Origin of the sequence: Propionispira arboris (assembly GCF_900109225.1) — a bacterium.
GTDB classification, from domain to species: Bacteria; Bacillota; Negativicutes; order Selenomonadales; family Selenomonadaceae; genus Propionispira; species Propionispira arboris.
In genome coordinates this window covers 68849-91987 of sequence record NZ_FNZK01000006.1, presented here as the reverse complement: position 1 = coordinate 91987, position 23139 = coordinate 68849, and the positions used below count along the sequence as shown (strand labels likewise).

Sequence of the window (23139 nt, the reverse complement as noted above, 5' to 3'; positions counted from 1 at the left end):
AATAATTATGGAACATTTATCAATTCCTAAAATTTTATTACAGGAATGTGTAGAAAGATTTTATCAAGATTTAGATAAAACATATCAGTCTCAAGGACTGAAAAAAAACAATGCTGGATTATATCCAGCTAAAGACTTTCATTTTTCAATGGAATATATCAATAATCAAGTTGACCATGGCGAAGATAGTTATTTATTTGAATTGGCGGCGCGTGGTCGCCAATTTGATGATATTAATAAAGCAGCCGAAGATGTAATGCAGATTATTAAGAAAATGGACTTTTCTGTGGCAGAGGCATTGTTATTTATGAAATTTCTCGAAACATTGTTTTTAACGAGTCCCGTTAAGTATTAGGTTTTTCAAGAAAACTTACAGATCCGCCATTGAAAGTGCAGTTTGAGTTATCGCATCGATCAAGGCAGTTTAAATGTAGATAGGCTGTAGCAAGAATTTCATGAGTAACGCTCATGGAACTTCGCTTTACTTTTTTTAAGCCTTCCGCGTTTACTTGCTTGTTCAGATAAGTACATGATGTTTTAAAATGTTCCAAGGAATCACCTCCTTGTCAACTTCAGCTGCAATTAAATTATAACATAGGGTTTGATCTGTGAGAAAAGGGAGTAGGTGATAGATTGAGACCAAGGCAGAAAAAGAAAGCACGACAAATGACGGAATATGAGATCGTAAAAAATGCGGTACCTTTTGGTGGAGGCATTCCGGATAAATATATTTTCTTAAAAGATGCGTATGCTGGTACGGGCGGCTTTGAAGATGGAGAATACTTAGTTCCTCATCCCCGCGAAAGTATGGGGAAATATGTACGTCGGCGATTTATGGCATATTATTGCAATTATCTTAAACCCTGCATTGAGGCGCACGTTAATCCGATTTTTAAAGAACCGCCAGTCAGGGAATATACAAAGAATGCTCTCTTTGATGGATTCTTGCAAAATGTGGATGGTAAAGGAACGAGATTAGATCGATTCATGAAGCGGGTGGCTGATCGGGCAAAGCTGTTTGGGTGCGTATTTGGTGTTGTTGATAATTTTTCTAAGACAGAGGAAGACTTGGCAGCTGCACTGAAAAATCGGCAATACCCGTTCATATATATTGTTAAACCGGATCAAGTTAGAGCCTGGGCTATGGATCGATTCGGTAATTTATCTCTGTTGAAATACACTATGAAATATACCGATGTTGTTGATGGCAATAAAATGCAGAAAACAGTGACCTGGACTTGGACTGCGGAGCAATGGATCAGGGAAGATGAGCACGGGAAAACAGATGGTGTCAATACGATTGGGGTATTGCCCATTGTGCCGCTTTATGGCGCACTGAATGATGATGATGAAAATGAATTGCCACAGTCAGAATATTATTCGATTGCGAAAACAAATCTTGCTATATATAATGCCTGCAGCGAACTTCGAGAACGAAATCGAAATCAAGCATTTAGCTTACTGATTTACCCGATTGCTGAAGATGATGATTATAATGATGCGAATGAGTTGGTTGTTAGTACAACCGATATGCTTTTATTTAAGAGCATATCCGGAGCTAAACCAGACTTTATTACTCCAGAAAGTGGACCATCCGAAATGCTGCTTAGCGAAATCCAGAACATGATTCAGGAGATTTACCGCATGGCAGAACGGGCGAATGTCACAGGGGTGCAACAACAGACATCCGGGTTATCAAAGGAATGGGATAATCAGTCGTCAAATCAGACCATTGCAGATTTTGCTAAAAATTTAGAAGCTTTTGAAGAGAAAATTGCTGAGATTTTTGGACTATATATAAAGACAAATTTGGCATTCATATCAAAGTATAACGATGATTATGGTGTTGTCGATGTCTCTACGGAGCTCGATAAAGTCACAAAAGCCTTACTGCTTGGGATTGGTGGTAAATTCGATAAAGAAGTCAAGAAGATTGCTGCACGAACCATGCTGAATAATCAAGACGATAAAGTAGTGAATGCAGTTATCGGCGATATTGATGCGCAGCCAGACGATAAAACCTATTTAGAATCAGAAACGCCAGGGGCTAATAATGGCAACGTTTAAGAGCGAAGACTTTCGCGAAGCGGTAAGAAACATTCTTCAGGACTATCAAAAAGAATATCAGTCGATTGCGCAGCCGGTTGTCGAAAAAATCATCCAGGACATTCAAACCGGCAAATCTTTGGTGAAGGCGGTATCCGATGCACTTTCGGAAACGTCTTTTTTTGATGCCAACAAAGAGGCAACGGTAAATGCCATTTATCTTGCTGCTTGTGCCGGCTATGGTGTTTTGCCAAAGCTTGTTGTTAATAGTGAAAAGATAAAAAACACATTGCTTTCTGATGCCTGGACCGGTGATGATATGCCACTTTCGAAGCGATTGCATGGCACAACACCTTTGATGCGAGAATCCATCGTAACAACAATCCGTAAAAGTATGTTGGCGGCTCAAACGGTAAAAGATATGGCCATAAATTTATATGATGGCTATAATAGTGGGAAAACAGTTATTCAGCAAGCGGAGTTACCTCAATATCTGAAAAAAATAGAAATGTATGCCCGTTGGGCCGCCGATGGCGATATGCAAATGGCTCAGACTATATTGGCTTTATCAGATGATATAAAAAAGAAAATAAATATGGGAAAAACACCGAATTTGCGGACTGCGTATAGTGAGCTTGTGAACGCTTGCAAGACATTTAGTGTCGAGACAATTAATAAAGCTGTGCATACGGCTCTTGAAGAAAAGTTACGCTATCATGCAGAACGTATCGCCCGTACAGAATCGGCACGTGCTTGGTTTGATGGATTTATTGCTAAAAATCAAAATGATTCCGATGTCTGGGGATATCGTTGGGTGTTATCTAGCCGACACGCTCTTGTACCATTTGATCAGTGTGATGTTTGTGCAAACATGAATGTGGGGTTTGGTAAAGGCGTTTATCCGAAAAATAAGGTGCCAAGTATTCCACGGCATCCGCACTGCATGTGCATGCTGCAGGTTATTTATGTTTGGGAAGTTAAAGCAGATCAAGAATTTCAGCCGAAAAAAGCACGAGAATATATTGATGCTTTACCAGAAGGAAAACAGCAGCAACTCTTTGGAAAAGCTGGTGTTGAGGCTTATCATTTAGGAAGTGATTGGGAAAAGATTTTGCGTGGCTGGGATGGGTTTAATAAACCCCAAAGTCGCTTGAATAAAAAATATTTTGATAAACACGATCCACATAATGCAGGTGAAGGTGATATAATTAATCTTGAAGGAGTGGAGTCGTTGGAGTCATTGGAACAATCGAAAAAACGAGATCATAAAATTTTTATAACAGATATTGCCATTGATAAAGTTGGGTTGGTAGAAGTTGACGGTTTTTCAGAAGAACAAAAAATTCTATTGCAAGAAGCACATCAATCGGTATTGAAAACAGCAAAGGACCACAACAAAAGTAATGAAGTATTAGGTATTTATAAAGTGGATTTTGCTGAGCATGTACAAGTTTTAGGTAGTAGAAACAGTGTTAATCCTGGGAGAAATCCGCAAGCCTTTGCTTTGGTTAGTACTTCCAGGGAACGAGAACTTTTGTATATCCATAATCATCCCAATACTACGAATCTTTCTTTAGCAGATATCATGACTTTTATTAGCTATGGACAGATAAAAATAATGTCAGTAGTAACGAATCAAGGCGAAATTTATCTATTGAATAAAACTCAAAAGTATGCTTATAATAGGATAAGAGAATTATTTAGTATAATTTATAATAAATATGAAGATGAGGTTTATACAGAGAGGGAAGCAATTAATGAATTCTTATCTGTATGTTCTGAAGGAGGGGTAGAGTATGGGAAATCTAAATAAAATACCAGGTATTAATGATGCCGCAACAAAAGACGAGTTAAAGAAACTGTTTAAGGATTTGATGGCACAAAAAAACGATATGGATCATTCCAATAATCCTACCAACAAACCTACTAGAAAAAAGAAAACCTCTGATATAGCAGTTTGAGAAAAAAGAGAATTCTTTGAGGTGGTAAATTTCGTGTGAACCACACGCCGATGGTACCGACAGGGGCAACCCGAGAGATGCAGGAGAAGGCACGCCTGCCAAGGAATCTCTATTTTTATATTGATATTTAACCGCTTGCTAAATGCATAGCGGTTTTCTTATGCCCAAAAATCAAATAAGGTGGTGGTGCCATTGTTTGAACAAGTTACCGCGGGAGAATTCTCCTAGCGGTATTTTTTATGTTTATTTTTAGAAAAAAGGAGTCGATAAATTTGACATTTGAACAGATTGTAGCACTTTTAGAAAAAACAGATGTGGCAGCAGCTAAGGCTTTACGAGACTTTGTGGCTGCGAAAGATGGCGAAATTTCTAAAGTAAAGGGAGATTTTAAGACGCTGAAAACAAAAGCCAAGGATGATGCTGACAAAGCAATGGCTGCCAGTGAAAAAGCAGAAAAGGTTTTGGAAGCTCTGGGTGTTGATGTAGATGCAGACGCGGCTGATCTTGATGAAGCAATTTCTAAAGCTTTAAAAGATAAGTCAGCGGATCCAGCGTTACAAAAACAAATTGCGAAACTTAAGGGCAAGATTTCGGAACAGGAAACAACCTATAAAACGCAGCTTGCCGATGAACGTGGTAAACGTTTTGACGGTATGAAGCGAACCACACTTATGGAAGCACTTGCGAAAAATAATGCAGATGATCCGTCGCTTATTGTGGACATGCTGCTAGGAAAAATGGTTGTTAGTGAAGAGGATGAGTCTATCACATTTAATGATGATAAAAACTCCAAAGTTGATGATTTCGTTAAAGACTTTTTGATGGCACATCCGAAACTTGTAGCGAATACGCAAAATCCAGGTGCAGGAAGTTTGTTAGGCAATAAAGGCGGTGTTGGTGACGATTCACCGGATGTAGCTTTTGTGAAATCTCTGGCAAAAGGTAATGAGCAATCAGAAGGCAATGCAAAAGCATTAGCCGGATATTTTGAGTAAGGGGGAATAAAAATTGAAATTTACGCAAACAAATTATTTAGGAACAAAGCAGATTTTGAAATTTCCGGATCACTATGTTGCGATGACGGTAACGGTCGATGATACCGGAGTTATTGCCGATGAAGATGGTAATAAGATTGTACCGGCAGGTACGATTGTGGGCGGTAATGGTGTACTGCTTGATTCGAGTAAGGTGGTATCAGATGTGAATCTGGGAATTGTTGCAGCATCGCTTACAACTGCTTTTGCAGCTAAAAACAGCAATTTGCTATTTACAGCAAAGGCAGAAGGAACTCCGGGAAATGCTATCAAAGTGGCTCTTGTGGATCCGGCAGCGGCTGATCAGACTTTAGCGATTGCCGTTACAGATAAAACAATCACCGTTAATCTTGCAACCGATGATAGTAAAGCCATCATTACGACTGCAAATGATGTGGTTGGTGCGATCATGGATGATGCAGTGGCACGTAAACTGATTGATGTGAAACCTGCAAAAGGCAATACTGGTGCGGGTGTTGTCGGAGCTCTCGCGGCTACTGCACTTAGTGGTGGGACCGCTGGGGCCGGTGGAAGCGCAGAGGGCGTTTTGATGAATGACACCGACGTTACGTATGGTTCGGCTTTAAGCGCCATGATCATTCATGGCTATATTGATGTTAATAAGATTCCGGTACCACCGAGTGCCGCAGATATTGCGGCTCTCAAACAAATTACATTTTTAGGATAAGAGGAGGATATTTATATGCCAAAAACAATTTTTGATTTAGTTGCGGCGCCGCTCATAAGCACATATTATATAGAAAATCCAAGCAATAAGATTCCGTATCTTGGGAGCTTACTTTTTCCAGCAGAAAAACAAGTGGGGCTAGATCTTTCATGGATTCGTGGATTTAATGGGTTAGCGGTATCTTTGGCACCAAGTGCATTTGATGCCAAAGCCCCAGTTAGAGAACGTATTGGACTTGCAAAAATCGAAACAGAAATGCCGTTCTTTCGTGAAAGCTTTAGGATTGGTGAAAAAGAACGCATGGAACTTTTAAAGGTTCTAGCGGGGATGAACAGGGCTATCGTAGAGCCGATTATTAAGAAAATTTATAACGATGCGCAAAATCTTATTGATGGTGCAGATGTCGTGGCTGAGCGCATGAGAATGCAGCTTTTGTCTATGGGGAAAATTCAAGTCGTGGGGAAAGATGGTCAGGGTTATTCTTATGATTACAAATTTCCTAATAAACACCGGGCAGCACTTACCGGTACGGATAAATTTTCAGATACAGAAAATGCAGATGCTGTTGAACTGATTCAAGGATGGCAGGATCAAGTGGAAACGGATACAGGGAATCGGCCATCACTCGGTCTTTGCACACGTAAAACTTGGGGATATCTGCTTAAAAATAAGAAAATCCGGTTAGATATGAATCCGATTGGCGGGCAAAATATCATCATGACCGATAGTATGCTGAAATCCTATATTTCAGAAAAACTTGGCTTGAAAGTTTCCGTATACAACAAGAAATTTGCGATGGAAGTCGGTGGTGCTGGTGAACAGTTCTATCCGGATAATTATTTTACATTAATGCCAGATGGAAATCTTGGCAAGTCTTATTATGGTACTACACCAGAGGAAGCTGACTTGATGAGTGGGCAATCGGTAGCAGAGACCAGTATCGTTAATACAGGTATTGCGGTGACAACAATCAAAGAACCGCATCCAGTCAATACACAGACGATTGTATCTGAAATTGTATTACCGTCTTTTGAAGCCATCGACAGCGTATTTATCGCAAAGGTTGGCTGATTATGGACCTTAAAATTCAATTTGATGCGGCAGCCGTATTGCGCACCATGGAACGTGCTCCCGATAGCACTGCTGAAGAAATGCGGCGAGCCCTTTTAGAATCTTGCCGGCTTGTGCAGCAAGGTGCTAGAGAAAAACATAAATTTAGAGCAAGGACAGGAATGCTAGAACGGGCAATTGATTATCATGTGGACGGCAGTAAGTGCGAAGGGGTTATTGAGATCGATCCAGCCCTGGCACCTTATGGAAAATGGGTGCATCAAGGTACGCGTCCACATCTTATCGTTCCGAAAAATAAACAATCACTTCGGTGGGCTGGTGCGGGCGGTAAATTCATTTTTGCTAAAAAAGTGCATCACCCAGGAACAAAAAAAGATGAATTCCTTTACGAGGCGGCAGAGCGCAGCCGCATAGAAATCAATTCAATATTTGCCAGGCATATTGATAAGGCAACAAAGGAGGCGGGGCTTTAATGGCAGATGAAGAAAAATACCTTGGCCGTGTTTATTTTGATGCAGCCACGGTAGATGATGAAATGCTGAAAGATTGTATTTTACAAAAACATATTGCAAAATCTAGCAAGTATATTGAGGATTTAGCCGAAAGTCTGAATGTTGATATTGATGAAATACTAGATCCGACCCCTTTTAAAATCGCCGAACTTGCTGAATCCTATGCACTTATGGAAACAGCGAAAAAGCAATCTATGATGAATACAACCGGAACAGCAGAGGGAGCAGACTCCTATGAGTTGAAACGGCGAGTATATGCGTCTGAGGTCAATCGGCTGGAAGCACAGATTACAGCGGACACCTTTACTGGCGGAAAATCAGCAAGTCGTAGAACGTTCCCAATGTCTGCTCCAGTATATCGGGGGTAAGTATGGATAATAGAATAACAATGTGGTGGCCGCTGGCGAAAAGTCTAGCGGCCTTTTTGAATACTCAAATTATAGAAGAGGGTCTTTCAATTTATCCAGGAACAAAAGGAACTGGGAAAAAATATCCCAGTATGGAAATTACATGGGATGATGAAACGGATATTTTCATTCAAAAACCTACAAACAGTAACGTTAAGCTATGGGTTGATATTGCTTTGAAATGCAATAGTTCGGACCCGGTACAAGCCTATGAGCTGCAAGATATTTACCAAAATAAAGTACTTTGCGCAATCAAAGAATGGCCAGAGCAGGTTTTGAATGAACTTGGGATCGCATCGAAAGTAAGCATACCAGATATTATTTCGGATGGAGATATAGATCGACCAACTTCAACATCACGTATCGTTGTAAAAATAGAATGGAGGAATAGTTAATGGATTTTAAATTTGATTTACAGAGATTTGCTAATGCACCATCAGCAGATAACTTAATGCTTGGTGCAGGCAAACCATATTTTCGTCGTTGGTTAAATGGAACGCCTACTGTTTTACGGAATTTAGGCAACGTACCTAAATTTAATTTAACCCCAACTATAGAAAAAATTCAGAAGTTCAGTTCAATGGATGAAGGAAGAGAATTGTACGGAGAAGCAATCAAGTCACAGCTTTATAAGGTCACAGTCGATCTTAATGAAATCACGCCTTATAATTTAGCGTTAGGTTTATATGGTGAAGAAGGCGTTGAAAAACAAGAAGCAAAAGCGATTTCGGATGAAGTCTATACCGTTGCACTAGGGTCGCCGATTGCTATACCATATAAAAATATTAAAGATGTTGTTGTATCGCCTATTACGGCATTAGCGGCAAGTATGGGAGCGGCAGTTTCTTATGCCGTAACAGGAATACCAGGTACCGCGAAAACGACATCAAGCGGCTCTTTTACAGGAACAGTATCGGGCTCATATTTGATTACCATCACGAAAGCAAACGCGGTGCAAGGAACCATTACAGATGGAGAGTTCACGTGGCAGAAAGGGTTGGGCGGTACCGTGAGCGTACCAACAAAAATCACTGGTTTAGCACAAACGCTGGATGAAGGCGTGAAAATTGCGTTTGCTCCAGGCGTCAGTGGTCAAGATTTAGTTGTTGGTGAAATTTATGAAATCAAAGTGATAGCAGCGGGAACTTCCTATGTTGCTAGTAAGGACTATATTTTGGATAAATCGCAATTGCGTGCAGGGATTATCCCTGTTCCAGAAACGTCCAGTATTCCCGATGGTGCAAAAGTAAAAGTAAGTTATACAGTACCAGAAGGACTTTATCCAAAGGTTATGGGTGGAACCGTAAAGAAAATTGAAGGTGATTTGCTCTTTATCGGCGATCCATCAATGGGACGTGCCTATGTAGGTGAGTTTTGGCATGTATTAATTTCACCAAGTGGAGATATAGGGTTAATTGGCGACGATTGGGGCGTATTTACTGTGGAAATGACGGTTATGGCTGACCGAATCAATCACCCTGACGAGCCGTTTTTTAAACTTACAAATGCATAAAACAAAGCCGCCTTTCGGGGCGGCTTTTACATAAGGAGGAAAAACCATGGCAAAAAAACAGAATGAATCCGAAATTCTTTTTGCACAAGAAAAAATTTCGGTTAATGGGAAAGATATCATTGTTCATCCATATTCTTGGGCTGGGGCAATTCTAGTGGCAAAACCGTTGGCGGTAATTATGAAAACGGTTGTGGAAAACGTAGATGCACTCAATTTGGTACTGAAAACGTTGAGAAAGAAAGAGATTGCAGAGAATACGGAAGAACCAAAAGAAGAGGAAGGCATTTCAGGACAATTGATGGCGATCGCTGATTTTATAGATGGCGTACAAAATCCGACAGATATTATTCAGGCACTATCTGAATTGGTTTCAGCAAGTACAGCACTTTCTACAGATGAGGTTGAAGCTTTGCTGATAGACGATATGTATAAAGTATCAAAGGCAGTCTATGAGGTAAATAAAGCTTTTTTCGACAAACGCTTGGTCCCGATGATGAAGAGTCCGAGCAAAAAACAAGAGAAGTAACCCCATATGAAGTATTACAAAAATTAATTTCGCACGGGCATACAAAAACTGTGATTTTACATGAGTATAGTATGCCAGAAGTTAAATTGTTTTATGAGAAAATTATTGCGGAAGAAATGTTTGAACAGGCAGATTTTATTGAAGGTGTGGTTGCCGGCATTGGCGGTGCTTTTGGTGACTACGATAAGATTGCGACGATGCTGCAGAAAATGCGCCGGATAGGAGAGTGATAGGTCATGCCAGATATTCAAGTTCATATTACTGCGGAAAATGAAGGCTTTGTTGAAAAGCTGCAGCAGGTTGTTAATGCAATCAAAGGTACAAAAGAATCTTCGGAAAAAAGTTCGCAGGCTGTCAGTGGATTTTCCTCAAAACTAGCAAATCTTGGCATGATTGTCACGGGAGCCTATGCGGGACTGAATATGCTAAAAGCGGCGATTGATGGAACGGTAGGTTCTATTTTAAAATACAATGCGGGTCTTGAAAACAATGAAGCGGCTTTTGAAGTATTTTTGGGCAGTACGCAATTGGCACAGCAGTATCTTGGAGATCTAAAGAAGATTGCCGCCGATACACCGTTTGATCTTCCAGGTGTAACCGATGCGGGTAAAAAACTTCTGGCTTTTGGTTTTGATGCGGAAACGTCCTTAAAACTTCTGCGGTCTATTGGTGATGCGTCTGCTGGTCTTGGGCTTGGTACAGAAGGTGTTCAGCGAATTACACTTGCACTCGGTCAAATCAAAGCCAAAGGGCGCGTTATGGGTGATGAACTCCTGCAACTGACCGAGGCAGGTATTCCGGCTTATACAATTCTGGCAGATAAGCTGCATTTAACTGCAGATCAGGTGAAAAACATCGGGGATGCCGGTATTGATGCAGATACCGCGATTAGTGCCTTAATGGAAGGCATGAATGATAAATTTGCCGGTATGTCTCAGAAAATGTCAGATCGGATGCTGGGATTGCTTTCGACAATTAAAGATAACTTCATGTCAATGGGTGGATTCATTTTGGATCCACTTTTTCAGTCGCTGGAAACAGGTTTGACGAAAGTACGTAATTGGTCAAATCAATTTGCTGATGCAATTAATGGGCAAGGTGATGCTCCGGAAGATACTGGGGTTTTGCTTACGATCGTAAAAATTCAAGTAGGAATAGAAAAAGCAAAAGATCTATTTGTTGAGTTCACGGAACTTTTCGGTGCATACGATGATGATGGAAAGTTTTATTTTTCAGAGGAGGCACTTGCTTCTTTTGATAAAGCAAGCCAGTTGTTGAGTGGAATTATTAATTTGCTTGGTGATGTTGGAAGTTTGATTCTTGCGTTAGGACCGACGGCTGGTGAGATTACAAGCCGAATCGGAGAATGGCTTGATGGAATTATTGCAGTAGCGGATGCGGTTGTTAATCTTTTAAAAGGTGGCGTGGATAAGGCAAACGGATCTTTTGCTGCAACGAAAGTTATCATTGATGTTATTGTTGATACGTTGATGAGCTTTTTTATTATTGAAAAAATCATAACCATGGTTCAAGGCATGTGCACTGCTTTTCGACTTGTGAAAACAGCGATTGTGGAAGTTCAGGCGGCTATAAAGGCAGCTTCGGTTGCACAAGTTGCACTAAATGTATTAACGGGAGCAATGGGCGGACCTGCTGGTGTTGCTGCAGCATTAGCCGTGAGTGCAGTAGCCGTTGGCGCAGGTTATGCGCTTGATAAATCAGGCGTTTTTGATCTTGGCAGCATAAAAAGTACGCACGATAGTACAAAAGAAGACTCTGAACTACAGAAATTGCTTGATAAGTTAAAGAACAATAATAATAGCGTGCCATACGCTGGTCCAAAGCCGAATTCTATGAGTGGGCAGATAAGCGCTAAAGATTCACAGGAAGCTCTAAAAGTTCTGCAGGCGCAGTTGAAAGATTTCCTTGATCAAGAACTCCAAGCATATAAAGATTCCTTAGAAAAATTATCGCTTCAATATAAGCAGGATAATATTTCATGGCAGGATTATTCGCAAGGTGAAGCACAGAATAAAATTAATAGCGAACAGGCTTACATTGACAATATAAATCAACAAATTGAAGCCGTAAACAATACCGTTTATAAAACGCAGAATGAAAAAGACGTTGCTCTGCAAAAACTAAATACAGAATTGAATAAGCATACAGGTGCTTTGCAAAAAGCTGTTGAGGCCCAGCAAGACGTGGCAAATGTTATTGCTGCTTATAGCCAACATGTTCAGGGTGTAAGTGATCAGATGCATGCCGATGCAAATGGTATGGTTCCAACCGGCCGAGAAATTCCACAAGGGTCTACGCCCGAAGAGGCGGCATTATATAATGCTTATCAAAGCCTTAAAGATCAAGATAAGACGGGACAATTGACGTATGATCTAGTTCTTGGAATGGCAGAGCAAGAATCATCACGTCGCCATTGGTCTGATGACGGAAGCGTTAAGACCTCCTTTGATGGCGGTATTGGATTAATGCAGTTGACATCAGATCATGCTAGGAGCTTAGCTGACAATGGAAACCCTTGGGACTTGCAATCCAATGCAAATGGTGGGGTTCGTTATCTTATAGAGCTATTAAATCAATATGGGAATCAACATACGGCGTTATCTCGCTATAATGGGAGTGGTCCAGCAGCTGAAGCGTATGCTAATAGTGTAGAAGGTCATGCTTCAGATCTGCTTGCACGAGCAACGGAACTGATGAATGCACCTAAAATTCAAGAAACAAGATCGGCTGCGACAGCTATGCCGGAGGGAAGTACTTGGCATAGAGAAGTTGATGGTGTAAATATCGAAGGGTTGAGTGATGTTGCAAAACAAGCAATTTCTGCAGTCAGTCAAAAATATCAGGAACTGACAGGAAACCAAATGGTAGTATCTTCTGGGTACCGAGATTGGGGTGGTCATGTCAGCGGAAACAAATTTGATGTTGTAGACGATGCCGATTCTACTCTTTTGGAAAAGAATCAAAATGAAATTCGGGATCAAATTATCCAATATGCAGAAAATATAGGGTTGCATGTTCTGGATGAATATAAAAACCCATCAGAAAAAGCAACGGCTGGTCATTTGGATTTTGATGCTACAAACTTCAAAAAAGAATCGTTCATGACGTTTCAAGCGCCTACTGTGAATTCTGAATTAGGCATTAAAACTAGTGAAAGAGCCAAGGAAAATGAAAAACGTACGGATGAAACCACAAAAGCCTTTCTGGAATTAATTGATGATATTTCTACGATTCCCAAAAAACAAGCAATACAGGCATCTCAAGAAAAAATCAAAACATATAAGGCAGAAAGCAATACAGATGCTGTAGGCAAAGAACAAATTATTTTGAATGCAAAAGAACTGGATCTTGAGTCTACGCAGGCACAGCGTTATCTGACAAGAGGAATGCAGACGGTCAAAGATAATGCTGACGATATGTATTATAAAATTGCTGCAGGTTTTTATACGGCTGGTGATGCTGCGAAGAGCTATATTGATTATATAAACAAAGGAAATTATGGCCAACAAATAAATGTGTGGGTTGAAAAACTTAAAAATATTGCTGATGAAGCAGCTAATATGGGGGATCTTGGTTTAGCTGAAAGCATAAAAAAAGTTATTGATAATGTCAAAAAAGACTTAAATGCTATGCTTGATAAATTTCAGCAATCCGTTAAGGAATATGCAACCTGGCAAAATAATATGATCGATTCTGATTTTTGGCGAACGACTGGTCAAAAGACCAGGGCAAAACAGCAAGTAAATTCTTGGGAGTATCAGCAAGAGCAGGATATTGCACAAGCAAGGCTGGATGCGGGTCGCGGTCATTATGCGGATGCTCAAAAAAAGTTAGCTGATAGATTGAAAGCTGCACAAACGCCTGAAGATCGGGCGGAAATTATTGAAAATGGGAACAACGAAAAACAAACTATCTTTTCCGAGGAAATTGATAAAAATCAACGATTAATTGCTTATAATGAACAGTTGAAAAAAATTCCACCACTGTTGGATAAAATCCGTATGGCGGCGAAACAATCTCTTGAAGATGGTTTAGTTACTTTTTTGACCGATGGTATTACGCAAGCTGCATCGTTGGGCGAAGCTTTCCGAAATTTGGCATCAACGATCTTAAAATCAATGCAAAAAGTGTTTGCTGAAGATATTGTTGGAAACCTTATGGATAAATGGTACCCACAAAAGGAAATTTCAAAGGATAAAAAGACGACGGCGGATGCAGATCAAACGGTATCTTATTTAAATGGTTTATCAACACAATTTGGTTCGATAACAAATAATACAAGTGAATTTTTATCAACTTTTAGTGGGCAGACTCAAGATTTTGCGACGCGAACACAGTCATTCTTTTCGAATATATCACAAATTATGCAGTCAGCCGTGAACTCGATTCCAAATGGATCTGGATTGAATTTATCAACAGCTTCATCGGGTTCAACTTCTAAATCAAATCCATATGATTTTTCATGGAATGGGTTCAATTTAGAAAAACATGCAGATGGTGGCTTGATTACAGGACCGGGAACTGGAACTAGTGACAGCATATTATCAAGACTATCTCATGGCGAATTTGTTGTGAAAGCATCAGCGGTTAAGCGCTATGGGTTAAATGTTTTGGATCGTATCAATAATGGAACTTTTGGTAATATGCGTGTGAATCTTCCCGCTTTTGCAAGTGGCGGGTTTGTAGGTCGGACTGGCTCACAAACAGCAGGTAAAGGGTTGACATCCTTTACAGCAGATCTTGGTACGCAGGTCAGTTCGCCTGTTCGTATTGAAAACTATGTTGATGGCCAACGTGTTTTTGATACATATGGACGTTCTCTTATTCGGAGTGAAGTTCGAAAAGAAAATATAGAAAATGCAAAGTTATATAGTAAGATAAATAAGAAATTCTAATGAATCATTATGGAAGGATTATGTGTTTCATTTGATAGCGCCTTCAGTCTTTTTGACTAGGATTTTGGTATATTGTATAATCAGAATAAAAAAGCATGGAGGCGCTATCAAGATGTTTATATTTGTCGTATCATTCTTAGTGTTTGCTTTATTTGCGTATTTTTTTATATCACGCAAAAATTTTCAAGACCAATTGAAACCTGCCTTATTGAAAAATGGATTTAGCAAATCATATCAACTGTATCCTTTAAAGGGATCTAATCTATGGATAGTAAAGGATAAATCCATACAAAAATTTGGTGTGATAAATGAGAAATCGTCAAAGTTTATTACAGATGTATTTACTGATTTTGAATTATCTAATTGCGTAACTAGTAATAACTTATTTATTGGTGTTGATAATACTACCCGAAGAACTTGTATTATTAGGAAAAACAGTAGTGGAATGCCAGATATTCACTTTTTTGATAGCAAGGATATTATATCAATTGAGGTAAGCGAAACTACTGATTCCGAAACAAGAACAATAACTAAAACAAACCGTGGAAGTCAGGTCCTTGGTGCAGCAGTTGGCGGTATTCTCTTAGGGGGAGCAGGTTTGATTGTTGGCGGAGTAACAGGATCAAAACGATCAAAAGCAAAAACGACTACATATGTAAATAAAGTTGAGCTGAAATTAATGGTAAATGACATGCAGAATCCAGTTAATTCGATTACATTATATGTGGGTAAGACCGAGGAAAATGGACTGGTTCATCAAGATATAATGAAAAAAGCGGACTTGTGGAATGGTATTTTTAAAGCTATTATTCATTCGGGTAAATAGTCATTAAGTGCTTGCAAATATGTGAGTGCCTTCTTTTGTGTCGATATTGATAACAAATATACGACATTGTATAATTAAAGTAAAAACATGGAGGTTAGTTTACGTGAAAAGGATATCGATATTATTAGGAATAATTTTTTGTACTATCATCTTTATACAAGGAGAAACTGGGGCCCAACGATTACATGATCAAGTCGCAATGAAGCATCAACAAGAAGTAGCTGTGCAAGCAAATCAGGTTGAAAATAAAGAGAATGAAGATACTGTAAAAGTATCAAAAAATGTCGCTGTTACCGAAATTAGTGAATCTAATGAAGAGCCAATTGTAACTTCAAAGAATCAATCAAAAGATAATATTGTTCTTTTAAATCATTCTGATCGGAAAAGAATTGCTATAGTGCTTGCCGGTGATAATCAGATTTTAGCTGAGAAAAAAATAATTGATGAGATAGATAAAATTTTAAATCAAAAATTTCCAAGTAAACAATTTGAATTAGTAAAAGATAAAAAAGTCTATACGAAATTACAAGAGTATGCTGAAGATAAAAGCATTACACAATTAGATGCTCTAAAAAAGATGGATTTTATTTCGGCTGGCGCGAAGTATGGATATGATTATGTCATAGTTTTACCAGTCTATTTTTCAGGATGGACTGCAACGACTAGTGGTTGGACGAATATTCTTCAGCAAAATGTTACATTGCGAGCTCGTATCGTAGATGTAAATAGTGCTGAATATTTATACCGTATGGATATAGTAAAACAGGGAGAGGCGGGTAATGCATTTGGTTCCCCAAGTTGGGTGAGAGCCACAAAAGAAGCCATACATAAAAGTTTAATAGAAGTTTTATCAGATATTGATATTGGAAATAAACTTGAAAAGGTTTGATGATGTAGCGCCTCTATAGGGGCGCTTTTCTTATGCCAAAAATAAAGGAGGTTGATGAAATGGCCTGTATAGATTTTGTTGCGAATAGCGCAAAAGATTTTGTAAAACAAGTGGTAGCATTTTTAATAGATCCGGCTAATTTTGCACCAGGCATGGCTTGGCAGTTGATACGTCCTGCTACTTTAGCAGAATTTGCAAATGCGGCTTATGACCAGGGCACGGGCATTGGCGGTGAGCTTATATTAAAAGGTGTTGGTGATGGTGAGGATGAGATTTATGTAGGCATTCAGGTCGTTAATAAAGGCGAACAAACAGATATTAGATTCAATGGTTTCGCAGGATATGACCCAGGTCTTGAGTGGTTTGAACAACCAGGCTGTATTTATCATGCAACATTGCCAATTATTCCACTGGCCGACGGGACACGTTTGAACTGCTGGGTAACAGCCAATCCGGCACGCTTTATTTTAGTCGTGCAGATGTCTACGCAATACGAGTCAGCCTATATTGGTTTTGTAAAAACGGTATCAGTAGAAAGGCAGTATCCATATCCGTTGGTAATTGGTGCGAGTGCTTATGATGGTGTGGCTTGGTCAGCTACGTCAGATGCACATAGTGCTTTTATGAATCCGGGCGGAGATGGAGATAATACATCTCTGCGAATGCGCCGAATGGATGGAACTTGGCGGGCGGGACAAAATAAAGGCAGCAGTCCTATAAAAGGAAAACTTTGCACATGGCCACAAAATACGAAACCGACAAACGTTTTAACAGTGCTGGATAATTCTCTAACGATAGAAAATGTAATCGAATTTCCAGTGCTTCTTTATGAATGTGATAATCCAGGAATTGTTGGGCAGTTTGACGGTGTATATTTCATCGGCAATCGCGAAGATCTTTCCGCAAAAGATACACTGATTCATGAGGGGAAACCTTATAAAGTTTTTAATAATATCTTCCGGAGAGATAATGATGAATATTTTGCGATTGAATGGTTTTGAGGTGGTAGAACATGCCTTTTATTAAAAAAAAATATCAAGGTCCATCGGATTCATTTTTGGATGAGGTCCTTACAGACGTCATCGCTTATGTAACAGATAAAACCATCCATGGCGATGATACGTGGCAACTCATACGAAGTCTAAGCTGGCCTTTTGGAACAGTGCTCAAAATACCGAATCATCAAGATGGGGAATATGGATATATGGGGCTCATGACCGACAAAATCCGTGTAGGGTCATCCTACGCAAACTGGTTTAAGCAGGATGATATTTTACGCAAAGAGTTTGCTTTGAACAAAAATGGACTGGGAATATCAGATCAAACAGATTTTTCTATCTTAAATGGCAAGGTAACTACAAAAATACGAATCCCGCATGATGTGGTGATTCGTACAAAATATGGGGCGGATGGTAAACCGATTCGCGAATATAGTACAAATTACACCTTTAATGAAGCCGATTCTTTTGTTTTTCAACCAACACCAGATATTTTTGCGAGTGATGCGAACGTCTTGTTTTTTTCGATGTTTAAACAATACCAGGCTGATTTTGATTGGTCGGAACTTATGGGGAATGAGCGCAACAAGATAAAAGCGAAGCCTTTGAAATACTACAATACAAAAGAAATGAGGATACCCTTTCTCTTTGATGCACCAAATTATCCTGGCGTGGGCTGTCCGGCAATCGGGTATAGTCCAACTTGTTTTGATATGGTAAAAAATGAAGAAACACAAGACGCTGCCGAACGTACCCGAACCGTATATATTTGCAAAGATCGACATCGGCTTACTCTTATCATTCATTGGCTTGATCACTGGGACATGGCGAGTGTTGGTTTTTTTGAGCCATTTGACAGCCAAAAAGAATATTCATTTCCAGCGATGGCACTGGGCGGAACGAGTGGCGTTTTACCACTCACTGAGATATTTAAAGAGTCTGTTGAATATGGTTTTAGATTGGATTACACGGAAAAAAATTGGTCGCTTTCTCACGGGATTCCGATGTTACCTGCTACTTGGTGGGATGGATCGAATTCTTTTTTAGATGGATCTATATACTCACAAGTGCAGGCGATGCTGCCAAACGGGAACTGGCAATCCTTTGCAAATATTGGATTGCAGGAAGATGCTTATTATAATAAAAAGCTGGGTCAATATTATTCCGCGCACAAAGAGCCGGAACGCCTACCTGGTTCAAAGTATTATATAGCGCCATTTCTGACTGATTTCAGCGCGGTGCGTTCTATCTACAATGGACCGATTGATACGATCGATAAGGAAAATAGTGAGCAATATGAATTAGAACCGTTACTGCTTGTGATGGCAACAGCAGCCAATACAGAGCAAAATATTCTTGGTAAAATCCCCAATATATATTGGACAGCCAGTCCAATTACGCGCTATGGGTTATATGAAGAAAATGGTAATACGTATCTTGCGATACCAAGTGGATGGGTCGGCAGAAAGTTTCATATCAAAAACTTTTTTTCGGTTCTATTTGGCGAACAGCAATCCAATGAACGACAAATTGCCGAACTCAATCGGATTGAGCGGCTCTCACGCAATATGAATTGCATCATAAAAATAGATGAAAGGAAGTGAGCTCCTTATGGCTTATGTATTATATGAAAATCTGGGCGGGCCGGATGACGTTCTGAGTAAAATAAGAGATTTTCTTCTAAGTAAAGATTTTACGATTTTAAATAACTGCACAGCAGATTTAGATATTAATGGCAGCGGATCCAGCGATGGTAAAGTTTTAGCTGTTAAGAAAAATGATATTTACGCTGTCTTTCGATCGGCAAATGGCAAAGTGATTTTTGATAGTCAGCAAAATTCCCAACAAGCCTATGGAATAGGGCTGATCGGAGCAACAAATTATACGGTCAACCCTCCGAGTGGAAAGTGGTTTGATCAACCAAATGCAACCGTTAATAATGCACAGCAGGTAATCGGTGCGGGAATTCCAGTCAACCAAAATGGAAATTATCGCTTATGGTGCAATTATGCAGTCGATGCAAAAAATTCTACGTATATGGTAATGATTTCTTTGGAACTTCAAAAAGGACTGTTTCAACATCTCGCTTTTGGAGAAACACAGAAAGTTGGAGCCTGGACAGGTGGAATGCTCGTCAGTGGCAGTAAAAATTCATATACGATGTTTCCGACAGGCTGGTCGGTAGATGAACTTTTTGCCGGATCAAACCATTTATTTGGAATGTCCGCCAATCCAAGTACATTTTTGAGAATTGATGTGGATGCAGCACCACTTCGATTAAAGCCGGTTCTTTGGGCTGCAGCCGGTCCTGCGAGCGGTGTTTGCAGCACTGGGAAAATATTAGCAACGCCTTTGACCAATTTAGATGCATTTAGTGCGGGCTGGTTTCCGAAGGTACCGCATTACGCCTATTTACAGTCGCAGTCGGTGGGTGATTATGGACGAAATGTTAACACAGCAAACTGCATTAGTGTTAATTTGCCGATCGTTCTTTATATCCAACGCGATCCGGATTCACTGATGAACTTTTCACAGGTTGGATATGTTTCGACGCTTTATTCCATCTCAATGCGAAATGTAGCGCCGACCAGTTTTTATGAAATAGCCTATCGAAAATCGGGCAATCTGCATCAAGTTTTTCCACACGTGAAGCGAGCAGGAATGTTTGGGTATGATGGATTGTCCATCATGCAGTAAAGGAGTGAGGCAATGTCTACGGAAAGAGGCAGCGCTATGCTCGATATGTTATCGGGCGGATATCTACCAAACGTATCCTCAAGTTTAAATCGTTGTCCTCGCGGTATTGATCGAATCCGGATGAAAGCATTAGGACAAATTGGTGTTAACTATCACGCAGAGTATTATGGGGATGAAATGACATGGACCGAATTTGAATCAATCGGGATCGTTCATGGCAACAGTACCATTGTAAAATATCCGCAACTTAATGCAGGCTGGACGTATTATTATGATGCAGTTGGCGGCATCTTTACCGTGACGGATGATAAGGGTAATGTAGTAGAAGAAAAGATTCATACGTTGTCTGATATGGGGATTGTATGGGAGATTTTAAGTTCGCATCAGTTTAAAATCTATTTTTCAGCAAAGTTTATCGATGATGCATTTTTGATTGCTTGGATTAAAAGGCGGGGCAGTGATTATGATCCAACGAATCCCAAGGATGACATGTCAATTTCACAGGGTTATAAATTAGCCTATGTGGATCAATATTTTAATGAAACATTGCATAATCGTTGTGATCGGATTGTGCGGAGTGAATCCGAATCCGTAAATTTAAAAAATACAGTGACACAATCTTTGCAAGAGGCGATTGGAATCCATGATTTGCGGTCGAAAACACCAATGCGAAATGCAACGGGTGATTATACGGCAATGGCAATAAAAGGACCCGATAGTATTTTCTCATTGGCAACGAAACAAAGAAATGCAGCCATCGATCTCGTTTTAGGAGAATTTATGATGGTTGCATTTTTTGCGTCCATTATGAATATGAGTAAACCTGTTTACGAACCATGGATGTTATGGTCTCTATGGAAATGGCTTGGCAGTGGTAGTATTACAGAATCGGTTGAACGAATCTTTGATTTGTCGCCAAGGTGGTGAGTTTTATTGAGTGAAGAAACAATAACAGAACGAATTGAATATCTAACCCAAATTTTAACCGCTTGGGATAATACCGAACAACGCTCTGCTCTTCGGGGCAATCCGCGACGTTACGTCGGGTATGAATATATCGGATTAGAGAGTAAGCAAAGTCAGTATTTACGGGCATTAACCTGCAGCACACAAACACAAACCTTGCAATTTCCGCTCTGGCATGCAAATAGTCGGCTGCGTAAAAAAATCTATGCCGAGCAAACTATTGTGGAAGTGACAAAAGATGATATGTGGAATTATAGGGGTTGTACAGGCACAATGCTTTGGTCGAACGATCAAGACGGTGGGGAATATTTTTCTATTATAAATACAACAGCAGATGGTGTATTGCACTTAGCAAAACAAGTCACCCATGATTTTTTACCGCGCAAGACGGTTGTTGTGCCGGTCTTTTGGGGGATTTTACAGCAAGAAGATAAATATACGAATGAAACATCGAATGTAACGACAATGACAATTAATGTTGAATTTATAAATCGTGGGCTGCAGATCAAATTGCCTGATGCGATTGACGCGTATCAATACCCAAGAATATCGTTTGCCGAATCTAAAAATGCACCAGGCGAATATGTGGGACGCGAACTCTTTATGATGCCGCCAACGTGGAATGACGACATCGGCAGTAGTTACCGCCGAAATGCCAATCGACTCGACAATCAATCCGGTCCAATTCGCTATGATCTAAAATCAAAAGAAACAACCGAGATTCGATCGATAGAATACACGGCAATTGCCCGGGAAGAAATACAGTTTTTACAGCGCTTCTTTTATCGGTGCAAAGGTCGGCTTAAATCGTTTTATGCTCCCACTTGGGTGAATGATGTAGAGCTTGTGGCGGATGTGGTATCGGGCAGTATTTTACTGGCTCGTTTTAGTTTATATTGGAAATATTATGCCAGCAATAAAAGACGAAAGACTCTGATTGTGTTTTTCAGAGATGGAACCATTGCTATTTTGAAAATAGCTGGCTTTAGCCTTGATGATAGCCAAACTTATGCAAAAATATATTTGGAAATGCCGATTCAAAGAGCTTTAAACAGAACACAAATAAGGATGATATCATTCTTGTGCTTATATCGGCATAACAGCGATACGCTAACAACAAATTATCAAACAACGGGAATCGCAAATATGAATTTGGAATTTGCGGAGGTGACCGAGTAAATGAAAGATGACAGCAATATTACGCTCTATGAACAATCCATTGAAGACGGTGAGCCGATTGAACTGTATGCTTTTACGCAAAACGATATCAGTTATTTGTATACTTCGAATTTCGAAGATGTTAGCATTACCATTCCGACCACTGCAGGTGTTCGTACGGAAACCTATTTTGCAGATTATATCGAACGTGCAGAAATTACCCCAAATACGAGTGGATCCTCCGCGACGAATATGGAAATTACGGTTTGGAAAGATCATCCGGTTGCAAAGCTGTTCCAAGGTGCGCCACCGGAAAAAACGGTTGTTGTTAAAATCTATCGTCTCCATGCCGCCAATGTTGATAAATACGATGTTGTTTTTTATGGAAAAATCAGTCAGGCGAATTTTGAAGAATCAAAATGCACACTGACAGCAAAACTAGAAAATTGGCTTGAAAAAGAATTACCAAACGGTACATATCGATATTCTTGCAGCAATTCGATCTTTGATCAAAACTGCCAATTACGAAAAGAAGACTGGCAGGTTAAAATTTTCGTTGATAAAGTCAGTGAGCTTACAATCTATTCCGCGCAGTTTACAAACTTTGAAGATGGATATTTTGTGGGAGGTCGCTTTTATTATGACAATCAGGTCAGAATGATCGAGTCCCACAAAGGGGAAGTAATCACCATTCGGTATCCATTTTTAAGAAATCCATATAATGATGCGATCGTTACACCGGGATGCTCACATCTATTTTCAATTTGTGCAAAGCGATTTAAAAATACCGATAATTTTACGGGGTTTCCGTATATCAAACCAACGGACAGCGAAAAAAATCCAGTTGGTAAAGGAATCTACTGGGTTGATTCACAGGTGGTAAATCGAGATTCAAAAGGGTTTGTGGGAACAATAAAACTATAGAGGTGAT

The 23139-nt window shown here is 39.8% G+C and carries 22 protein-coding genes; all 22 read left to right on the top strand.

Annotated features, from left to right (window positions below; all coding sequences use genetic code 11):
• Positions 1–7 precede the first annotated feature (7 nt).
• The 22 genes from BMY14_RS07635 to BMY14_RS07535 all read left to right on the top strand — a co-directional run bounded on the left by BMY14_RS07635 (position 8) and on the right by BMY14_RS07535 (position 23132).
• The gene (locus BMY14_RS07635) at positions 8–355 is read left to right on the top strand and encodes a hypothetical protein (protein ID WP_091830664.1); all 348 of its coding nucleotides are present in this window, start codon (positions 8–10) and stop codon (positions 353–355) included.
• 278 nt (positions 356–633) lie between these two features.
• Positions 634–2067 carry a hypothetical protein gene (locus BMY14_RS07625; RefSeq protein ID WP_091830661.1) on the top strand — a complete coding sequence of 478 codons (1434 nt, stop codon included), beginning with the start codon at positions 634–636 and terminating at the stop codon, positions 2065–2067.
• Positions 2054–3859, top strand: coding sequence for a hypothetical protein (locus BMY14_RS07620; protein ID WP_091830659.1), 1806 nt, complete (start codon positions 2054–2056; stop codon positions 3857–3859). The genes BMY14_RS07625 and BMY14_RS07620 overlap by 14 nt, the downstream gene beginning before the upstream one ends.
• Positions 3843–4007, top strand: coding sequence for a hypothetical protein (locus tag BMY14_RS20500; protein WP_177177516.1), 165 nt, complete (start codon positions 3843–3845; stop codon positions 4005–4007). Before BMY14_RS07620 ends, BMY14_RS20500 begins: the two co-directional genes overlap by 17 nt.
• Before the next feature lie 272 nt (positions 4008–4279).
• Positions 4280–5002: a hypothetical protein gene (locus tag BMY14_RS07615; RefSeq protein WP_091830657.1), complete on the top strand. Its 723-nt coding sequence runs from the start codon at positions 4280–4282 to the stop codon at positions 5000–5002.
• Between the two features lie 13 nt (positions 5003–5015).
• Positions 5016–5729, top strand: coding sequence for a hypothetical protein (locus BMY14_RS07610; protein ID WP_091830656.1), 714 nt, complete (start codon positions 5016–5018; stop codon positions 5727–5729).
• A 15-nt stretch (positions 5730–5744) separates the two neighbouring features.
• Positions 5745–6800, top strand: a complete 1056-nt coding sequence (locus tag BMY14_RS07605) for a major capsid protein (RefSeq protein ID WP_091830654.1) — start codon at positions 5745–5747, stop codon at positions 6798–6800.
• A gap of 2 nt (positions 6801–6802) precedes the next feature.
• On the top strand, positions 6803–7273 hold the full coding sequence (locus BMY14_RS07600) for a hypothetical protein (protein ID WP_091830652.1): 471 nt from the start codon (positions 6803–6805) through the stop codon (positions 7271–7273).
• On the top strand, positions 7273–7680 hold the full coding sequence (locus BMY14_RS07595) for a hypothetical protein (RefSeq protein ID WP_091830651.1): 408 nt from the start codon (positions 7273–7275) through the stop codon (positions 7678–7680). Before BMY14_RS07600 ends, BMY14_RS07595 begins: the two co-directional genes overlap by 1 nt.
• A 2-nt stretch (positions 7681–7682) precedes the next feature.
• Positions 7683–8114 (top strand): hypothetical protein, encoded by a 432-nt coding sequence (locus tag BMY14_RS07590; RefSeq protein ID WP_091830650.1) that lies wholly within the window; start codon positions 7683–7685, stop codon positions 8112–8114.
• Positions 8114–9232 carry a phage tail tube protein gene (locus tag BMY14_RS07585; protein ID WP_091830649.1) on the top strand — a complete coding sequence of 373 codons (1119 nt, stop codon included), beginning with the start codon at positions 8114–8116 and terminating at the stop codon, positions 9230–9232. Before BMY14_RS07590 ends, BMY14_RS07585 begins: the two co-directional genes overlap by 1 nt.
• Before the next feature lie 46 nt (positions 9233–9278).
• Entirely contained in the window at positions 9279–9758 is a 480-nt protein-coding gene (locus tag BMY14_RS07580) for a hypothetical protein (RefSeq protein ID WP_091830648.1), read from the top strand.
• A 71-nt stretch (positions 9759–9829) separates the two neighbouring features.
• Positions 9830–9988: a hypothetical protein gene (locus BMY14_RS20495; protein ID WP_177177515.1), complete on the top strand. Its 159-nt coding sequence runs from the start codon at positions 9830–9832 to the stop codon at positions 9986–9988.
• Positions 9989–9994: 6 nt separating this feature from the next.
• Positions 9995–14674 (top strand): tape measure protein, encoded by a 4680-nt coding sequence (locus tag BMY14_RS07575; RefSeq protein ID WP_091830647.1) that lies wholly within the window; start codon positions 9995–9997, stop codon positions 14672–14674.
• 112 nt (positions 14675–14786) lie between these two features.
• A complete protein-coding gene (locus tag BMY14_RS07570) occupies positions 14787–15500 on the top strand; it encodes a hypothetical protein (protein WP_091830646.1) in 714 nt (237 codons plus the stop codon).
• A gap of 103 nt (positions 15501–15603) precedes the next feature.
• The gene (locus BMY14_RS07565; RefSeq protein WP_091830644.1) at positions 15604–16389 is read left to right on the top strand and encodes a hypothetical protein; all 786 of its coding nucleotides are present in this window, start codon (positions 15604–15606) and stop codon (positions 16387–16389) included.
• A gap of 32 nt (positions 16390–16421) precedes the next feature.
• Positions 16422–17390, top strand: coding sequence for a hypothetical protein (locus BMY14_RS07560; RefSeq protein WP_245741315.1), 969 nt, complete (start codon positions 16422–16424; stop codon positions 17388–17390).
• Between the two features lie 11 nt (positions 17391–17401).
• Positions 17402–18991 (top strand): hypothetical protein, encoded by a 1590-nt coding sequence (locus tag BMY14_RS07555; RefSeq protein WP_091830640.1) that lies wholly within the window; start codon positions 17402–17404, stop codon positions 18989–18991.
• Positions 18992–18998: 7 nt separating this feature from the next.
• On the top strand, positions 18999–20084 hold the full coding sequence (locus tag BMY14_RS07550; RefSeq protein ID WP_091830638.1) for a hypothetical protein: 1086 nt from the start codon (positions 18999–19001) through the stop codon (positions 20082–20084).
• Between the two features lie 12 nt (positions 20085–20096).
• Positions 20097–21011, top strand: a complete 915-nt coding sequence (locus tag BMY14_RS07545) for a hypothetical protein (protein ID WP_091830636.1) — start codon at positions 20097–20099, stop codon at positions 21009–21011.
• A 6-nt stretch (positions 21012–21017) separates the two neighbouring features.
• Positions 21018–22229, top strand: coding sequence for a hypothetical protein (locus tag BMY14_RS07540; protein WP_091830634.1), 1212 nt, complete (start codon positions 21018–21020; stop codon positions 22227–22229).
• Entirely contained in the window at positions 22230–23132 is a 903-nt protein-coding gene (locus BMY14_RS07535; protein WP_091830633.1) for a phage BR0599 family protein, read from the top strand.
• Positions 23133–23139 lie beyond the last annotated feature (7 nt).

Bases quoted from the DNA above. Each gene is read 5' to 3' on its own strand.
- BMY14_RS07635 (WP_091830664.1), top strand. From the start codon at position 8: ATGGAACATTTATCAATTCCTAAAATTTTATTACAGGAATGTGTAGAA.
- BMY14_RS07620 (WP_091830659.1), top strand. From the start codon at position 2,054: ATGGCAACGTTTAAGAGCGAAGACTTTCGCGAAGCGGTAAGAAACATT.
- BMY14_RS20500 (WP_177177516.1), top strand. From the start codon at position 3,843: ATGGGAAATCTAAATAAAATACCAGGTATTAATGATGCCGCAACAAAA.
- BMY14_RS07605 (WP_091830654.1), top strand. From the start codon at position 5,745: ATGCCAAAAACAATTTTTGATTTAGTTGCGGCGCCGCTCATAAGCACA.
- BMY14_RS07600 (WP_091830652.1), top strand. From the start codon at position 6,803: ATGGACCTTAAAATTCAATTTGATGCGGCAGCCGTATTGCGCACCATG.
- BMY14_RS07595 (WP_091830651.1), top strand. From the start codon at position 7,273: ATGGCAGATGAAGAAAAATACCTTGGCCGTGTTTATTTTGATGCAGCC.
- BMY14_RS07590 (WP_091830650.1), top strand. From the start codon at position 7,683: ATGGATAATAGAATAACAATGTGGTGGCCGCTGGCGAAAAGTCTAGCG.
- BMY14_RS07585 (WP_091830649.1), top strand. From the start codon at position 8,114: ATGGATTTTAAATTTGATTTACAGAGATTTGCTAATGCACCATCAGCA.
- BMY14_RS07580 (WP_091830648.1), top strand. From the start codon at position 9,279: ATGGCAAAAAAACAGAATGAATCCGAAATTCTTTTTGCACAAGAAAAA.
- BMY14_RS20495 (WP_177177515.1), top strand. From the start codon at position 9,830: ATGCCAGAAGTTAAATTGTTTTATGAGAAAATTATTGCGGAAGAAATG.
- BMY14_RS07575 (WP_091830647.1), top strand. From the start codon at position 9,995: ATGCCAGATATTCAAGTTCATATTACTGCGGAAAATGAAGGCTTTGTT.
- BMY14_RS07570 (WP_091830646.1), top strand. From the start codon at position 14,787: ATGTTTATATTTGTCGTATCATTCTTAGTGTTTGCTTTATTTGCGTAT.
- BMY14_RS07560 (WP_245741315.1), top strand. From the start codon at position 16,422: ATGCCAAAAATAAAGGAGGTTGATGAAATGGCCTGTATAGATTTTGTT.
- BMY14_RS07555 (WP_091830640.1), top strand. From the start codon at position 17,402: ATGCCTTTTATTAAAAAAAAATATCAAGGTCCATCGGATTCATTTTTG.
- BMY14_RS07550 (WP_091830638.1), top strand. From the start codon at position 18,999: ATGGCTTATGTATTATATGAAAATCTGGGCGGGCCGGATGACGTTCTG.
- BMY14_RS07545 (WP_091830636.1), top strand. From the start codon at position 20,097: ATGTCTACGGAAAGAGGCAGCGCTATGCTCGATATGTTATCGGGCGGA.
- BMY14_RS07535 (WP_091830633.1), top strand. From the start codon at position 22,230: ATGAAAGATGACAGCAATATTACGCTCTATGAACAATCCATTGAAGAC.